The organism is Duganella levis, from assembly GCF_009857605.1.
Taxonomy (GTDB): Bacteria; Pseudomonadota; Gammaproteobacteria; order Burkholderiales; family Burkholderiaceae_D; genus Rugamonas; species Rugamonas levis.
This window is the reverse complement of the sequence record NZ_WWCT01000019.1, coordinates 119,619-136,494: the sequence shown is the minus strand read 5'-3', so window position 1 is coordinate 136,494 and position 16,876 is coordinate 119,619. Positions and strand designations below refer to the sequence as shown.

The window sequence follows — 16,876 nt, the reverse complement described above, 5'->3', positions numbered from 1 at the left end:
CCGATACTTCAGCGATTGTGGCGTTTTGCCTACGTTGGCGTACTTAAACTACAAAGCCAGCTAAACTGGGGGCCATGAACATTCTGATGATTGAAGATGACCTGGCCATCGGCCGCGCGCTGCTGGCGGTGTTGCAGGACGAAGGCCACCTGGTGGTATGGCTGCGGCTGGCCGACGGCGTGCTGGCGCGCCTGCAACAAGAAAACTTCGACGCCGTGCTGCTCGACCTCGGCCTGCCGGACGGCGACGGCGCCACGCTGCTGCAGCAGGTGCGGACCGCCGGCCTCAACGTGCCGGTGCTGATCATGACGGCGCGCGACAGCTTGCAGGATCGCCTCAACGGCTTCGACGCCGGCGCCGATGACTACCTGATCAAACCGTTCGAGATTCCCGAACTGCTGGTGCGGCTGCGCGCCATCGTGCGGCGCGCCAGCGGCAATGCCGACGACGGCGGCTGGCGCTTCGGCGAACTGGTGCTCGACGAGCGGCGCCTGCAGGTCACGCGCGGCGGCGTGCCGCTGGCGCTGTCGCGCACCGAGTTCGCCTTGCTGCTGGCATTGGTCAAGGATTCCGGCCGGGTGCTGACGCGCGCCGAACTGGAGCAGGGCGTGCTGCCGTACAGCGAAGGGCAGACGCTGGACGTGCACATCTCCAACCTGCGCAAGAAAATCGGCGAGCGGCTGATTCGCACCGTGCGCGGCGTCGGCTATTTTGCGCAGCGGCCGCATGAATAAGCCGTCGTCGCTGTTCCGCCGCCTGATGCTGGGCTTTAGCGGCGTGATCGCGCTGGTGGCGCTGGCCGGTTTCACCTATGTGGCGGTGGAGGCCAAGTTCACCCAGCGCGCGCGCACCGCCAGCGAAAACGCCGCCCACGCGCGCGAGGTGCTGCTGCATCTGCGCGAGATCGCCGGCGAGCCGCTGCGCATGCAGCAGGCGGCGGCCGCGCTGGAGGCGGTGCGGCTGGCCATGTTCCATGATCTGGACTATCACTCGCGGGTGCGTTTGCGGGTCTGGCAGCATGGCGCTCTGCTGTACAACTCGTTACCACTGCTGCCGGACCAGTTGCCGACGCCGGGCAGTGCCGCCGCGCGCGACAGCAATGCCTGGGTCAGCGCGGTGCAGCGCGATGACGCCAGCGGGCTGATCGTCGAGCGCAGCCACGAAATCGACGATAAATGGATGCAGAGTTTTTCCGGCGTCAGTTTCCTGTTGTCGTCGACGATTTTCAGTTTGCCCCTGCTGTTGCTGCCGGCGTGGCTGATCGTGGGGATCGGCTTGCGGCCGCTGCGTTCGATCGCCGAGCAGATCGAGGCGCGCGCGGTGTCCGACCTGACGGCGTTGCCGGAATCCAAGTACCGCGAACTGTCGCCGCTGGTGGATGCGATCAACCGGCTGATGCTGCGGCTGAGCGCGCGCATCGAGCGCGAGCATGAATTCCTGACCGATGCGGCGCATGAGCTGAAGACGCCGCTGGCAGCGATCCAGATCAACGCCCACTTGCTGCTGAGCCGCAGTGCTGCCGGCGCCGGCGCCAGCAGTGCGGAGGCGGCGCAGGGTTTGCGTGACGGGGTGGCGCGGGCCACGCATATGGTCCATCAATTGCTGGCGTTCGAGCGGGCGCGGGCCGAGCCGGGCAGTGAGCCGTTTCCGGTGACCGAACTGGGCGGATTCGTGCGCAGCCGGCTGGCGGCGGCAGCGCCGCTGGGCTTGCAGCGTGGCGTCGAGCTGGAGTTTCAGTCGGCGGCGGAGTGCCGGCTGGCGGTGCACATGGAAAGCATGGCGGCGCTGCTGGATAACCTGATCAGCAATGCGGTCAAGTATTCGCCGGAGAACGGGCGGGTGGTGGTGCGGCTGGAAGACGGGCGGCTGACCATCAGCGACCAGGGGCCGGGCATTGCGCCGGCGTTGCAGCAGAAAGTGTTTGAGCGGTTTTACCGGGTGCCGGGACAGGAGCAGTCCGGCAGTGGGCTGGGATTGGCGATCGCCGAGCGGGCCGCCGAGCGCAATGGCGGCCGCATTACGCTCGACAGTGATGGCCAGGGACTGACCGTCACTGTCGAGTTTGCAGCAATTACTCCTGAGGCGTCAGCGCCAGTGCCGCGCTGAAGTCGCCCATCGGCTTGGCGCCGTTGGCGGCCAGCGCCTTGTCGCGCACCGTCAGGCCATCCAGTACCGGCAGGTTGAAGCGGTGGGTAATCGCGCGCAGGATCGAAGCCGAGTCATACTGGGTATGGTCAACCGAACCTTTTTTCACGTATGGCGACACAATGATCGCCGGTACGCGGGTGCCTGGACCCCAACGGTCGCCTTTTGGTGGCGAAGCGTGGTCGAAGAAGCCGCCGTTTTCATCGTACGTGACGATGACCAGCATGTTCTTCCACTGCGGGCTCTTCTTCAGTTGCGCGATCACGTTGGCAATGTGCGCATCGCCATCGGCCACCGACGCGTAGCCGGCGTGCTGGTTCAGGTTACCCTGCGGTTTGTAGAACGCCACTGGCGGCAAGGTGCCCGCTGCTGCGTCAGCCACGAACTGGGTGTCGTAGTCCTTCAAGTGCGCCGCGCGGTAGGTCGGGTTCTTCACCGGGTCCATATTGGCGAAGTAGTTGAACGGCTGGTGGTGGAACTGGAAGTTAGGCGGGTTGGCAAACGCGCCGCGGCTAGCCGAGGTGGCGTTGGCGGTGCTGCTGGCCCAGGCGCCCGAGTACCAGGCCCAGTCGACGTTCTTGCTGGTCAGCATGTCGCCGATGTTCTTCTGCGTCTGCGGTGGCAAGGTGGTGGACTTGGTGGTGTCGGCAAACAGACGGGTGCTGTCGCTGCCGGCCGGCGCATTGCTGCTTGGCTGGTACGGCGGCTGCATGGTGTTGACCGCGTAGAACATGCCGGTCGAATCAGCTGGCGTGATGGCGCCGTCGTTGGCGTAGGCCGGTGCGCCGTTCAGCACGCTAGCCGGGGAGGTCGACGATGGCGTCAGGCGCACGAAGTTGCCTTTGCTGTCGACGTCGATCTTGGAGATCGAGCTGGCCGCGACCGAGGTGTCGGCGTTCGGGTACTGTGGCGCGCAGGCGCAGATCAGGTACTGGTGGGTCAGGAACGAACCGCCGAAGGCGCCGATGAACAGGTTGTCGGCCAGCGCGTATTGCTTGGCGATGTCCCACATCTTCATCTTGCTGCCGTCGTAGTAGCCCATGGTCAGGCCGCCAGCGTCCGAGTAGGCTGCGAACTTGTCGTTGGCGCCGCCGTTGATTTGCATCTGGTTGTTATAGAAGCGGTGCACCAGGTCGCGCGAGATGACCGATTGCGGCATCGAAATCGGGCTGTTGGCGTCGTCGATCTGGAATGGCTTGTTCGCCAGGCCGGCGGTTTGCGCCTGCGTGATCACCAGGCTCTGGCCGGCCGCAGTCATGCCGCCCCAGGTTGGCGGCAGCACTGGCAGCGTGCTGTTGTCGATGTCTTTCTGCGGCACATAGGCGCTGGTCGAGGTCGGGTTCACGCCCGGCACGCCGTTGGCACCTGGGAACAGGCCGTACAGATTGTCGAAGCCACGGTTTTCCGCGTAGATGACGACGATGTTCTTGATGTTGCCCAGCGCGGCGCCGGCGCTGATGGCGTTGGCCACGTCGGCGTTGGCGCTTTGCGTGCCGGCGGCGGCGATGACAGCGGTGAAGGTGTCGTTTTCGGTTTTCAGCTTGGCCTGGTCGTCGCCCGATACTTTGTTGACGTCGGCCAGCAGGTTGGATTCGCTCACGCCGATGCGTGCAGCCAGTTGAGCGCTGGCTTTGGCGAAGTCGCCGCCGTTGGCGTCCATGATGGCGGTCAGCTCGGTGCTGATGGCGTCGATGATGCCGGTATGGCCGTTCGGTGCGCGGAATACCAGTTTCTGCGTGACCTTGGTGCCGGCGTCGCCCAGCGCGTCGTGGCGGATGGCATCGGTTCCAACGGTGACCAGCAAAGCGCCGCTATTGGTGCCGGTGACTTTGAAGGAGCCGTCGGCGCCGGTGCGCACGGTGCCCGAGTTGCTGTCGCAAGTCAGCTTGGTGCTGCTTTCCAGGCAGACCACGGCGTTTTCATAATAGCTGCCGACCACCTGGCCGGACACGGACGGCACATCGCCGTCGGAAGAACTGCCGCAAGCGATCAGTCCGGCGCCGATGCCGGTAGCCAACAGCAACAGCGGCACAGGGCGCAGTGCCGTTTTCAAGTTTGTTTTCATCATTCTGCCTTGAGGGTGGTGGGTGAAAGCGGCTCATGCTATTTAGTAAATATGTCAGGACGATGAAATGAGGCAATTGCAAAAGTATCGTTTTGTATCGTTCTCTCACTGTCATGTAGCTGTCACGTCATTTTGCTAGGCTGCGCGCATGAAAATTATTTATACAGTTGCCGTGGCTGCACTGCTGAGCGCGTGCCAGCCATCCCCGCCTGAGCATGCCGCCGTACCTTCCGCCACTACCGCCGCCGCCGCCGATGCGCCGCGCGCCGCCTACGCGCCGCCGGTGGGCCGCCGCCCGACCGTGCCGGAACTGACTGCGCTCGGCCGTGCCATGTTCAATGAGCCCAGCCTGTCGGCGTCGGGCAAGCTGGCCTGCGCCAGTTGCCACAGCCCGGCCAATGCCTACAGCCCCAGCAACAATCTGGCCGTGCAGCTGGGCGGTACGGACGGCCATACCGAAGGCACGCGCGCGACGCCGTCGCTGCGCTATATCCAGAACGTGCCGGCGTTTACCGAGCACTATCACGACGATGACGGCGACGACAGCGTCGATGCCGGCCCGACTGGCGGCCACAACTGGGATGGCCGCACCCAGACGGCGCACGAGCAGGCACTAGGGCCGCTGCTGTCGGCGCGCGAGATGGGCAACAAGGATGAAGCGGCCGTGGTGGCCAAGCTGAAAGATGGCGCGCTGGCGCCGCAGTTCCGCAAGGTGTTCGGCGACGATATCTTCAGCCGTCCCAACGCCGCGCTGCAAGGGGCGCTGATGGCGCTGGAAGTATTCCAGGAAAGCCCGACCGATTTCTATCCCTACACCAGCAAGTACGACGCCTACCTGCGCAAGCAAGTCACGCTGAGCCCGCAAGAGCAGCGCGGCCTGCGCGTGTTCAACGATGAGACCAAGGGCAATTGCGCATCCTGCCACATCAGTCAGATTTCGCAAGGCGGCGTGTTCCCGCAGTTCACCGACTACGGCCTGATTAATATCGGCGTGCCGCGCAACCGCAAGCTGGCGGTGAACGGCGATCCGGCGTATTACGACCTCGGTTTGTGCGGGCCGGACCGCACTGACCTCAAGGACCACAAGGAATACTGCGGCGCCTTCAAGACGCCGTCACTGCGCAATGTGGCCACGCGCAAGGCGTATTTCCACAACGGCAGCTTCAGCAGTCTGGAAGAAGTGGTGCGCTTCTACGCCACCCGCGATACCGCGCCGAAGAAGTGGTACAAGGGCCGCAAGTTCGACGACCAGCCGGAAGGCATGGACGCCAACGTCAATATGGAAGCGCCATTCGGCGGCAAAGTTGGCGACAAACCGATGCTGAACGAACGCGACATCGCCGACATCGTCGCCTTCCTCAAAACACTGGATGATGGTTATCAAGTGAAAAATTAGCAAATTTGTCATAGAATGCGGATTCCATTGCTCTAAAGAATTGCCATGAAATCCAAGTTAATCATTGTCGCCGCCGTGGTGGCGGCGCTGGCCGCCGTCGGCGTGGTGTTGCGCAGTAAGCCGGGCGCTGCGCCGGCTGCGTCTCCGGTATCGGCTCAGGCCGCCGCCGTGCCGGCCTTGCAGCCGGAACTGCAAGCGCTGCTGGCCAATTACCGCAAGATCATCGTGCTGCTGGCCGATGAGAAAACGCTGAACGACGCCGACCGCAAGGCTGCCAACCAGGTTGGTCAGTCACTGTTCCATGAAAACCTGGAACGCCTAACCCGTATCCAGCCGCTGCTCGCGCAAACGCAGGCGCTGCCGCCGGCCCAGCGCGACGCCGCCTACGATGCGCTGCTGTCGTATATCGAATCGGCGTCCGACCTGTTCGATGCGGACCGGCTGGCGTTCCGCGAAGTGCTGCTGTCGCTGCAAAAGCTGGCGGCTTCCGACCAGACGCTGCCGGCCATCAAGCTGCACAAGCGCGTCAGCGAAGACCTGGCGGCGCTGGAAGATATCGAGAAGCAGTACGACAAGGAAATCAGCGATATCTTCTCGCGTTTTGAAGCACGCGCGATCACGCCCAAGCGCGAGAAGTGGGATGACTACGTCGCCCATCTGCGCAAGCTGTACACCCGCGAGCAGATCATGAAGGACTACGGCGTCATCGTGCCATATCCGGAGCCGCCGGCCGCCGCTGCCGGGGCCGCTGGTTCTGCTGCCGCGCCGGCCAAGGAAATCTTCGGCAACACGCTGCCGCCGAAAACCGTGGTGCTGACCTTTGACGACGGTCCGCATGGCACGTACACGGAAGAAATCGCCGCCATCCTCAAGCAATACAATGTGCCGGGCGTGTTCTTCGAGGTCGGCCAGAACGTCGGCCGCTACAAGAACGAGAGCAAGCGCCTGATCGACGCCGGCCACACCGTGGGCAACCACAGCTTCAGCCATGCGCTGCTGTCGAAGCAGAGCGGCGACAAGCTGTACGGCGAAATCGCCAACACCGACAGCGCGCTGAAGGCGGCCGATGAGCGCCGCTCGCCGCTGTTCCGCTTCCCGTACGGCGCGCACAACGCCGAGGGGCTGGCCATCCTGTCCAAGCTGGGCCTGCGCTCGGTGATGTGGAATGTGGATTCGATGGACTGGGCCGATCCGGTGCCGAGCTCGATCGCCAACCGCGTGCTGGGTACGCTGGCCAAGGAGCAGCGCGGCATCATCCTGTTCCACGATATCCACGACCGCAGCGTCAAGGCGCTGCCGATGGTGTTGGACAAGCTGATCGCCGACGGCTACAGCTTTGCCGCCTGGGACGGCCAGGAGTTCAAGGTCGCCAAGGGCGCCAAGCCGGCGCCGGAGCAGGTCGCCATCAGCACCGGCTACGCCAACAGTTACGCGGTGGTGATCGGCATCAACGATTACCAGAAGTGGCCCAAGCTGCAATACGCGGTGCAGGACGCCAAGGCGATCCGCGACACGCTGGTCAACCGCTTCGGCTTTGCCGGCGAGCGCGTGTTCACGCTGACCAACGGTGAAGCGACCCGCAACAGCATTCTGGCGCTGTTCCACGACAAGCTGGCCGAAGCCAAGCTGAAGAAGGATGACCGCATCTTCGTGTTCTTCGCCGGCCACGGCGCCACGCGCCAGCTGTCGTCCGGCCGCAACCTCGGCTACATCATCCCGGCCGACTCCGATCCGCAGCAGGTCAGCGTCGACGCCATTCCGATGACGGATTTGCAGAATATTGCCGAAAGCCTCAACGCCAAGCACGTGTTTTTCGTCATGGACGCCTGCTATAGCGGCCTGGGCCTGACGCGCGGCGGCGGCAGCGAAGCCTTCCTGCGCGACAACGCGCGCCGCGTCGGCCGCCAGATGCTGACCGCCGGCGGCGCCGACCAGCTGGTGGCCGATGGCGGCCCCGGCGGTCACTCGGTGTTCACCTGGACCTTGTTGCAGGCGCTGAACGGCAAGGCTGACCTCAACGGTGACGGCATGATCACCGCCACCGAGCTGGCCGCCTATGTGGCGCCGGCGGTGGCCAGCGTGTCGCAGCAGACGCCGGCGTTTGGCAGCCTGCCGGGTTCGGAGGGCGGCGAGTTCGTGTTCCAGCTGCCGGTCGAGGCCGAGTTCCTCAGTGCGCAGTCGACGCAATTGCCGGCCGACGCCATCGCGCTCAACAGCAAGCTCGATAGCGCCCGCAGCCAGCAGGCCGAAGGCAACGCGGTAGTGGTCAAGAACCTGAACGGCGGCGAACAGAAACTGGCGGCGCCGAAGCCGGTCGATGTGTCGGCGCGCCAGCTGGCGCAGCGCGCCAACGACCGCGGCATGCAATTGTATAAAGAGAAGCAGTATGCGCAGGCCGAGGCGGCGTTCACCGAGGCGCTGAAATTCCGGCCGGACTTCGGCCTGGCCGCCAACAACCTCGGCTTCGTCTATTACAAGCAGGAGAAATATGCCGAGGCGGCGCGCTGGTTTGAAAACACCTTGCAGATCGACACCTCGCGCGCCATCGCCTACCTCAATCTCGGCGACGCCCGCGCGCACCTGAACGACAACGAGAAAGCCAAGCAGGCGTACACCAGCTTCCTGGCGCTGGCGCCCAACCACCCGAGCGCCACCTATGCGCGCGAACAGTTGAAAAAGCTGTGACGACTTAGTCGCGGCGCCAGTCGTAGTCCATCAGGTGCGCGGTGCGTTCGGCCAGTTCCTGGCCCGCCAGCCGCGCCACCAGGTGCAGCGACATATCGATGCCGGCCGAGATGCCGGCCGAGGTGACCACGCGGCCGGTGTCGATCCAGCGCCGGCCGTCCGCGACCTTGACCTTGGGCCAACCCGCGCGCAACGCGTCCAGGTCGTCCCAATGGGTGGTGGCTTCCAGTCCGTCCAGCATGCCAGTCTCGGCTAGCAGCAGGGCGCCGGTGCAGACCGACGCGGTCAGTTCGGCGCGACTGGCGCTGGCGGCAATCCAGGCGATGACTTCCGGCCGCGCCAGTTCGGCATCCACCACGCCGCCCGGCACCACCAATACGTCAATGTGGCCAGCATCGGCAAAAGCGGTTTCCGGATGCAGGACCAGTCCGGCGCGGGCGCGCACCGGTGCACGGCTGGCGCCGATGGTGCGCACGGCGAACGGCAGAGGCGCATCCGGCGCCATCTTGGCCGCCATCCGGCTGGCGCAGGTGAACACCTCATATGGGCCGGCGAAGTCCAATACTTCCACGTTGTCGAAAATGTAAATGCCTACGGTGCGTGTCATGGCGATCTCCTTTAGCCCATGTTTGCATGGCGGCGATTGACACAAATGACATCCATGGTGGAATATCTGCCAACATGAAACCAATCCCGATCTGGCTGCTGGTGTACCCCGGCTTTTTGCTGCTGGACGCCACCGGCCCCGCCCAGGTGTTTTCCACCGCCAATGACGAGGCGCGTGACGCCGGCCTGCCATCGCCTTATCAAATCAATATGATTGCCGCCGAACCCGGCCTGGTGATATCGACCGCCGGTGTCGCCGTGCAGGCCGCGCCGTTGCCGCAACCGGCCGAGCTGGCCGGCAGCACGCTGATCGTGGCCGGCGGCCGTGGGCTGGAACTGGGTCCGGCCGGCAGTCCGGGGCTGGACGCGGCGCTGACCGACTGGGTAGGGCAGGCCGCAAACCAGGTGGCGCGTTGCTGCTCGGTGTGCACCGGCGCCTTCGTGCTGGCGCGCGCCGGATTGCTGGACGGCCGCCGCGCCGTCACCCACTGGCAGGACGCCGCCGCGCTGCAAGCGCAATATCCAGCCGTCACCGTGCAGGAAGACGCCATCTATATTAGAGACGGCGCGCTGTACACCTCGGCCGGCATCGCCGCCGGCATCGACCTGGCGCTGGCGCTGGTCGAAGAGGACCAGGGCCGTGCCGCCGGGCTGGCGGTGGCCAAGCGGCTGGTGGTGTTCTATAAGCGGCCCGGCGGCCAGCGCCAGTTCAGCACGGAATTGCTGGCCCAGGCCGAGCCGCAGGGCTTGCACGGCCGCCTGACCGCCTGGCTGCGGCCGCGCTTGCAGCAGCAGCTGGATGTCGAGCAGATGGCGGCCGCGCTGGCGGTATCGGTGCGCACCCTGCACCGCCATCTGCAACAGGAAGCCGGGCTGTCGCCGGCGCAACTGCTGCTGCGGCTGCGCATGGAGGCGGCCTGCGGCTTGCTGGAACAAGCCGGCATGACGGTCAAGCGCGCCGCCCGCCAGAGCGGCTTCGGCAGCGAGTACAATCTGCGGCGCGCGTTTGCCGCGCAGCTGGGCGTGGCGCCCAGCGACTATCAATCGCGCTTTGGATGAGGACAGGATGCAGGCACTGGAAAAATGGCTGGCCCGGGTATTGTTGCTGAACAGCGGGCTGGCGCTGGCCGTCAGCCTGGGCCTGCTGGGCGCGGCGGCGCCGACCGGCGACATGCTGCTGCACGGGGTGGCGCTGCTGGGTTTCCTGGCTGGCGTGCTGTCGCTGCGGCGCTCGCGGTTCGGCCTGTGGGGCGGGGTGCTCTATTATAGTGTGCAGCTGATCAGCTATTTTCCGCATGGCGACGGCCCGACCTTGAGCGTCAAGGCCGGCGTCAGCCTCGGCGTGGTGTTGCGATTCGCCACCGCCACCGTTGTCATGAATGCATTTGCGCTGGTGCTGCTGGCCGCCACCCTGGCGGTGTTGTGGTGGCGTCGCCATCCGTCCGCTGCAGCGCAATAGAAAATTTCCGTAGGTCATCATCGCGTCACATCACTGAGGCAAAGTCTGGCCTTATCCACCCCCGTTCGCCATCGTAGACAAATCAACATGGTTGATAGCCTCTGAACATTGTTATTTTGAGCGTGGCGGCGTGGCGACAGGCTTGCAAATAAATTCCTTGTGGAAATTTATTACGCTATACTAGCCCTCCGTAGCAAGTTTTTTACGCCGTTTTACACACGTATCAAAGAAAAATTTGAATGATTTCAACGACTTGGCGAATTTCGGTCAACAGATGAAAGATTTTGTGAGTTTTTTTTCCGTATGGGAATAAGTTTACTTAGTGGAAGACTGCTGGCGGTCGCCTTGTAAGCAAGCAGGCCGACTTTCCGGGTGTTTTTCGGGGTTGGAAATAAGCAATAAATCTTCTTGGGTTTACTCAAGTTGAGCAAGATGTTGACGTTAAGAATGTGTGCGCACGCGGTTTTGCGTTCGCGGCAGTAAGTACCCAATACGTAGTTAAACGGCAAATATGCCACTGGCGGAAGACGCGGATGCAACGGTAGGGCCGTGCACCAGATGTTTTCGGACAGCAAATCGAATCAGCGCCCTTCTAGGAGAAATGCAATGAGCGTCATTACCAGTATGTCCACCAATCAGCTTGCAAGTCTGAGCACCCAACAAGTGGTGACCATCTCGACTGCAGATATTGCGGCGCTCAGCACCGAACAGATGGCGGCGTTGACCACCGAACAGTTCCAAGTCCTGAGTTCGACCCAAGTTGGCGCCATTTCGAGCGCCAATGTGCCATTGCTGAGTGCGACTAATTTTGCCGCTTTGAGTACCAACGGCGTCCTCGGCCTGACGACTGCCCAAGTCAAAATCCTGACCACCGAACAAATCGTCGCGCTGACCACCAACCAGGCTGGCGCACTGAGCAGCCGCCAGTTGAGCGCGCTGACCACCAACGCCATCCATGCGCTGGAAACGGAAGACCTCGCCGCGCTGAAGACCGCTACTTTCTCCGCCCTGAGCAGCACCCAGGTCGCCGCCCTGACCACCGAGCAAGTGGTCGCGCTGACCACCAACCAGGCCGCTGTGCTGAGCAGCGCGCAAGTGCGCGCGCTGACCACCGACGCGATCGCCGCGCTGGAAACCGAAGACCTGGCCGCGCTGAAGACCGCCGCGTTCGCCTCGCTGAGCACCAATCAGGTCGCTGCGCTGACCACCGAACAGATCCAGGGCCTGACCAGCGGCCAACTGGCTGCGATGAGCACCCTCGACGTCGCGTCGGGCCTGACCACCAACCAGATCGTGGCACTGACCTCGAACCAGTTCGCTTACCTGACCACCGCGCAAGTCGCGGCATTGTCGAGCAACAACCTGGCCGCGATCGAAGCCGGCGACATCAGCAGCATCACCACCGCTGGCATCGCTGCGCTGAAATCGAACCAGATCACCGGCTTGACCACCGAGCAGATCGGCTCGCTGACGTCGAACCAGGCTGCCGCCATCACCACCGCCGCCATCAAAGCGCTGACCACCGACCAAGTGGTGGCTCTCACCACCAACCAGGCCGCCGCCCTGAGCAGCGCGCAAGTCAACGCCCTGACCACCAACGCCATCCATGCGCTGGAAACGGAAGACTTCGCTGCACTGAAGACCGCCACCATCGCCGGCCTGAGCAGCAGCCAGGTCGCCGCCCTGACCACCGAGCAAGTGGTGGCCCTGACCACCAACCAGGCTGCCGCGCTGAGCAGCGCCCAAGTGCGCGCACTGACCACCGACGCGATCGCCGCCCTGGAAACCGAAGATCTGGCCGCGCTGAAAACCGCGTCGTTCGCCTCGCTGAGCACCAACCAGGTCGCTGCGCTGACCACCGAACAGATCCAGGGCCTGACCAGCGGCCAGCTGGCTGCGATGAGCACCCTCGACGTCGCTTCGGGCCTGACCACCAACCAGATCGTGGCGCTGACCTCGAATCAGTTCGCCTACCTGACCACCGCGCAAGTCGCAGCACTGTCGAGCAACAACCTGGCCGCGATCGAAGCAGGCGACATCAGCAGCATCACCACCGCTGGCATCGCTGCCCTGAAATCGACCCAGATCACCGGTCTGACCACCGAGCAGATCGCCGCCCTGACGTCGAACCAGGCTGCCGCCATCACCACCGCTGCCATCAAAGCGCTGACCACCGACCAGGTCGTGGCGCTGACCACCAACCAGGCGGCCGCCCTGAGCAGTGCGCAAGTCAACGCCCTGACCACCAACGCCATCCATGCGCTGGAAACGGAAGATTTCGCCGCACTGAAGACCGCCACCATTGCCGGTCTGAGCAGCAGCCAGGTCGCCGCCCTGACCACCGAGCAAGTGGTGGCGCTGACCACCAACCAGGCTGCCGCGCTGAGCAGCGCCCAGGTGCGCGCGCTGACCACCGACTCGATCGCCGCTCTGCAAACCGAAGATCTGGCCGCACTGAAAACCGCGTCGTTCGCTGCCCTGAGCACCAACCAGGTCGCCGCCCTGACCACCGAACAGATCCAGGGCCTGACCAGCGGCCAGCTGGCTGCGATGAGCACCCTGGACGTTGCTTCGGGCCTGACCACCGAACAGATCGTGGCGCTGACCTCGAACCAGTTCGCTTACCTGACCACCGCGCAAGTCGCAGCATTGTCGAGCAACAACCTGGCCGCGATCGAAGCCGGCGACATCAGCAGCATCACCACCGCTGGTATCGCTGCCCTGAAATCGACCCAGATCACCGGTCTGACCACCGAGCAGATCGCCGCCCTGACGTCGAACCAGGCTGCGGCCATCACCACCGCCGCCATCAAAGCGCTGACCACCGACCAGGTCGTGGCGCTGACCACCAACCAGGCCGCCGCCCTGAGCAGCGCGCAAGTCAACGCCCTGACCACCAACGCCATCCATGCGCTGGAAACGGAAGACTTCGCTGCACTGAAGACCGCCACCATCGCTGGTCTGAGCAGCAGCCAGGTCGCCGCCCTGACCACCGAGCAAGTGGTGGCGCTGACCACCAACCAGGCTGCCGCGCTGAGCAGCGCCCAGGTGCGCGCGTTGACCACCGACTCGATCGCCGCCCTGCAAACCGAAGATCTGGCCGCACTGAAAACCGCGTCGTTCGCTGCCCTGAGCACCAACCAGGTCGCCGCCCTGACCACGGAACAGGTCCAGGGCCTGACCAGCGGCCAGCTGGCTGCAATGAGCACCCTGGACGTTGCTTCGGGCCTGACCACCGAGCAGATCGTGGCGCTGACCTCGAACCAGTTCGCTTACCTGACCACCGCGCAAGTCGCAGCATTGTCAAGCAACAACCTGGCCGCGATCGAAGCCGGCGACATCAGCAGCATCACCACCGCTGGCATCGCTGCGCTGAAATCGACCCAGATCACCGGTCTGACCACCGAGCAGATCGCTGCACTGACGTCGAACCAGGCTGCCGCCATCAGCACCGCCGCCGTCAAATCGCTGACCACCGACCAAGTCGTGGCGCTGACCACCAACCAGGCTGCCGCCCTGAGCAGCGCGCAAGTCAACGCGCTGACCACCAACGCCATCCATGCGCTGGAAACGGAAGACTTCGCTGCACTGAAGACTTCCACCATCGCTGGTCTGAGCAGCAGCCAGGTCGCCGCCCTGACCACCGAGCAAGTGGTGGCCCTGACCACCAACCAGGCTGCCGCGCTGAGCAGCGCCCAGGTGCGCGCGCTGACCACCGATTCGATCGCTGCCCTGCAAACCGAAGATCTGGCTGCACTGAAAACCGCGTCGTTCGCTGCCCTGAGCACCAACCAGGTCGCCGCCCTGACCACGGAACAGGTCCAGGGTCTGACCAGTGGCCAGCTGACGGCGATGAGCACCCTCGACGTCGCGTCGGGCCTGACCACCAACCAGATCGTGGCGCTCACCTCGAACCAGTTCGCTTACCTGACCACCGCGCAAATCAGCGCGCTGTCGAGTAACAACCTGGCCGCGATCGAAGCAGGCGACATCAGCAGCATCACCACCGCTGGTATCGCTGCCCTGAAATCGACCCAGATCACCGCGCTGACCACCGAGCAGATCGCCGCACTGACGTCGAACCAGGCTGCCGCCATCAGCACCGCCGCCGTCAAATCGCTGACCACCGACCAGGTCGTGGCGCTGACCACCAACCAGGCCGCCGCCCTGAGCAGCGCGCAAGTCAACGCCCTGACCACCAACGCCATCCATGCGCTGGAAACGGAAGACTTCGCTGCACTGAAGACCGCCACCATCGCTGGTCTGAGCAGCGGCCAGGTCGCCGCCCTGACCACCGAGCAAGTGGTGGCCCTGACCACCAACCAGGCTGGTGTGCTGAGCAGCGCCCAGGTGCGCGCGCTGACCACCGATTCGATCGCCGCGCTGCAAACCGAAGATCTGGCTGCACTGAAAACCGCGTCGTTCGCTGCCCTGAGCACCAACCAGGTCGCCGCCCTGACCACGGAACAGGTCCAGGGTCTGACCAGTGGCCAGCTGTCGGCGATGAGCACCCTCGACGTCGCCTCGGGCCTGACCACCAACCAGATCGTGGCGCTGACCTCGAACCAGTTCGCTTACCTGACCACCGCGCAAGTCAGCGCACTGTCGAGTAACAACCTGGCCGCGATCGAAGCCGGCGACATCAGCAGCATCACCACCGCTGGCATCGCTTCGCTGAAATCGACCCAGATCACCGGTCTGACCACCGAGCAGATCGCCGCACTGACGTCGAACCAGGCTGCCGCCATCAGCACCGCCGCGATCAAGGTGCTGAGCACCGAGCAAGTGGTGGCCCTGACGACCAACCAGGCTGCTGCCCTGAGCAGCCGTCAAGTGGTGGCGTTGAGCACCAACGCGATCGCTGCGCTGGAAACCGAAGACCTGAACGCGCTGACCACCGCGGCGTTCGCGTCCCTGAGCACCGCTCAGGTCCGTGCCCTGACCACCGAGCAGATCAATGTGCTGAACACCAACAGCGTCCAGGTCCTGACCACCGCCCAGATGATCAGCCTGACGACTGACCAGGTGGTGGCGCTGAGCACCAACCAGGCCGCTGTGCTGAGTTCGGCGCAGGTCGCCGCCCTGAGCACCAACTCGGTCCACGCGCTGGAAACCGAAGACCTGGCCGCACTGAAAACCTCGTCGGTTGCCGCCCTGCGCACCAACCAGGTGGCCGCGCTGAGCACCGAGCAGATCATCGGCTTCACCAACGGTCAGCTGGCAGCCCTGAGCACCGCTGTGATGGCTTCCGGCATCACCACGGCGCAGATCGTTGCCCTGTCGAGTGAACAGCTGAACTCGCTGACCACCGCCCAGATCCGCGCCCTGTCCACCAATGGTGTCCAGGCGATCGAAACGGTGGATCTGGCTGCGCTGAGCACCAACACCATCGCGGCACTGAGCACCGCCCAGTTCTCGCGCCTGACGACCGAACAGATCGCCAGCTTGGGTACTAACCAGGTGCACTCGTTCACCACGTCGCAGATCCACTCGCTGACCTCGTCGCAAGTACAAGCAATGAGCACCGACCAGATCGCCGCGCTGCCAACCTTCACGCCGCTGGTACTGGACCTGAACAATAACGGTATCCAGACCATCAGCTCGGCAGCAGGTGTGCAGTTCGACATGCTGGCCAATGGCAACAAGGTCAGCACCGGCTGGGTTGGCGGTGGCGACGGCCTGCTGGTCCTGGACCGCAACGGTGACGGCACCATCAACGATGGTGGCGAACTGTTCGGCTCGGGCACCACGCTGGCCAACGGCAGCAAAGCCTCGAACGGCTATGCCGCCCTGGCGGAACTGGATACCAACGGCGACGGCGTGATCGATGCCAAAGATGCCCAGTTCTCGAAACTGCAAGTGTGGGTCGATGCCAACGGCGACGGTGTCAGCCAGGCTGATGAACTCAAATCGCTGAGCGATCTGAACATCACCAAGCTGAACCTGGATGCCAAGCACAACCCGTCGCTGAACAACGGCAACATCGTCGGTCTGACCTCGACCTTCGAGACGGCCGATGGCGCCAGCCACGAAGCAGCGGACGTCTGGTTCAGCGCCGGTGCCACCAGCACCAACCTGACCAGCTCGGTAAGCAACCTGTCGTCGGCGCTGTCGAGCTACAACAGCCAGCCAGCCACCAGCGGCACCACCAAGCTGGAAGTGCCGACCAGCAGCAACGGTTCGGTGGCCGCCCTGGCCAGCGCCATTGGCAGCTACGAGAACAAGCTGACCGCGGCCAGCCACTCGGCTGCGACGGAAGAGACGCTGCGTCTGAAAGCACTGCAAAACGGCGCGCAACACGGCCTGCTGGCAGCCAAGTAATCTGACAGCGCGGTAACAGAAACGGCAAGGCCTGCGGGCCTTGCCGTTTTTTTTGCGCGGTCATTTTGCGGTGCGCCATCGCTGGAACAGCGGGGTAAACCGGGTTGTGCTTCCAAACAACAAATTCACACGAGGAAGGCGTGCACTGGGTTAAAATCCCACAGCTGGAACGAGCGCGTGCGCGTGTCGGCTTGGTTCC

At 64.0% G+C, this 16,876-nt stretch carries 9 protein-coding genes; 7 read left to right on the top strand and 2 right to left on the bottom strand.

Going from position 1 to position 16,876, the window contains the following annotated elements; all coding sequences use genetic code 11:
• The first annotated feature begins 74 nt into the window (after positions 1 to 74).
• Together GTP69_RS21495 and GTP69_RS21490 are read left to right on the top strand one after the other, a co-directional pair.
• On the top strand, positions 75 to 734 hold the full coding sequence (locus GTP69_RS21495) for a response regulator transcription factor (RefSeq protein WP_161056769.1): 660 nt from the start codon (positions 75 to 77) through the stop codon (positions 732 to 734).
• Positions 727 to 2,106, top strand: coding sequence for a sensor histidine kinase (locus GTP69_RS21490; RefSeq protein WP_161056768.1), 1,380 nt, complete (start codon positions 727 to 729; stop codon positions 2,104 to 2,106). The genes GTP69_RS21495 and GTP69_RS21490 overlap by 8 nt, the downstream gene beginning before the upstream one ends.
• On the opposite strand, the gene acpA is transcribed toward GTP69_RS21490, so the two are convergent.
• Positions 2,072 to 4,198 carry an acid phosphatase gene (gene acpA / locus GTP69_RS21485; protein WP_371868053.1) on the bottom strand — a complete coding sequence of 709 codons (2,127 nt, stop codon included), beginning with the start codon at positions 4,196 to 4,198 and terminating at the stop codon, positions 2,072 to 2,074. The two genes, GTP69_RS21490 and acpA, sit on opposite strands and share 35 nt — an antisense overlap.
• A gap of 160 nt (positions 4,199 to 4,358) precedes the next feature.
• On the opposite strand from acpA, the gene GTP69_RS21480 reads away from it, so the two are divergent.
• Together GTP69_RS21480 and GTP69_RS21475 are read left to right on the top strand one after the other, a co-directional pair.
• Positions 4,359 to 5,606: a cytochrome-c peroxidase gene (locus GTP69_RS21480; protein WP_161056766.1), complete on the top strand. Its 1,248-nt coding sequence runs from the start codon at positions 4,359 to 4,361 to the stop codon at positions 5,604 to 5,606.
• Between the two features lie 45 nt (positions 5,607 to 5,651).
• Positions 5,652 to 8,291: a polysaccharide deacetylase family protein gene (locus tag GTP69_RS21475; RefSeq protein WP_161056765.1), complete on the top strand. Its 2,640-nt coding sequence runs from the start codon at positions 5,652 to 5,654 to the stop codon at positions 8,289 to 8,291.
• A 4-nt stretch (positions 8,292 to 8,295) separates the two neighbouring features.
• On the opposite strand, the gene GTP69_RS21470 is transcribed toward GTP69_RS21475, so the two are convergent.
• Positions 8,296 to 8,898 (bottom strand): DJ-1/PfpI family protein, encoded by a 603-nt coding sequence (locus GTP69_RS21470; RefSeq protein WP_161056764.1) that lies wholly within the window; start codon positions 8,896 to 8,898, stop codon positions 8,296 to 8,298.
• Between the two features lie 74 nt (positions 8,899 to 8,972).
• Between GTP69_RS21470 and GTP69_RS21465 the strand changes: the two genes are divergently transcribed.
• The 3 genes from GTP69_RS21465 to GTP69_RS21455 all read left to right on the top strand — a co-directional run bounded on the left by GTP69_RS21465 (position 8,973) and on the right by GTP69_RS21455 (position 16,677).
• The gene (locus GTP69_RS21465; RefSeq protein ID WP_161056763.1) at positions 8,973 to 9,956 is read left to right on the top strand and encodes a GlxA family transcriptional regulator; all 984 of its coding nucleotides are present in this window, start codon (positions 8,973 to 8,975) and stop codon (positions 9,954 to 9,956) included.
• Positions 9,957 to 9,963: 7 nt separating this feature from the next.
• A complete protein-coding gene (locus GTP69_RS21460; RefSeq protein WP_161056762.1) occupies positions 9,964 to 10,356 on the top strand; it encodes a hypothetical protein in 393 nt (130 codons plus the stop codon).
• 606 nt (positions 10,357 to 10,962) lie between these two features.
• The gene (locus GTP69_RS21455) at positions 10,963 to 16,677 is read left to right on the top strand and encodes a beta strand repeat-containing protein (RefSeq protein WP_161056761.1); all 5,715 of its coding nucleotides are present in this window, start codon (positions 10,963 to 10,965) and stop codon (positions 16,675 to 16,677) included.
• Positions 16,678 to 16,876: the final 199 nt, after the last annotated feature.

Excerpts from the sequence above, each read along its gene's own strand:
- GTP69_RS21495 (WP_161056769.1), top strand. The coding sequence starts at position 75 with ATGAACATTCTGATGATTGAAGATGACCTGGCCATCGGCCGCGCGCTG.
- GTP69_RS21490 (WP_161056768.1), top strand. The coding sequence starts at position 727 with ATGAATAAGCCGTCGTCGCTGTTCCGCCGCCTGATGCTGGGCTTTAGC.
- GTP69_RS21480 (WP_161056766.1), top strand. The coding sequence starts at position 4,359 with ATGAAAATTATTTATACAGTTGCCGTGGCTGCACTGCTGAGCGCGTGC.
- GTP69_RS21475 (WP_161056765.1), top strand. The coding sequence starts at position 5,652 with ATGAAATCCAAGTTAATCATTGTCGCCGCCGTGGTGGCGGCGCTGGCC.
- GTP69_RS21470 (WP_161056764.1), bottom strand. The coding sequence starts at position 8,898 with ATGACACGCACCGTAGGCATTTACATTTTCGACAACGTGGAAGTATTG.
- GTP69_RS21465 (WP_161056763.1), top strand. The coding sequence starts at position 8,973 with ATGAAACCAATCCCGATCTGGCTGCTGGTGTACCCCGGCTTTTTGCTG.
- GTP69_RS21460 (WP_161056762.1), top strand. The coding sequence starts at position 9,964 with ATGCAGGCACTGGAAAAATGGCTGGCCCGGGTATTGTTGCTGAACAGC.
- GTP69_RS21455 (WP_161056761.1), top strand. The coding sequence starts at position 10,963 with ATGAGCGTCATTACCAGTATGTCCACCAATCAGCTTGCAAGTCTGAGC.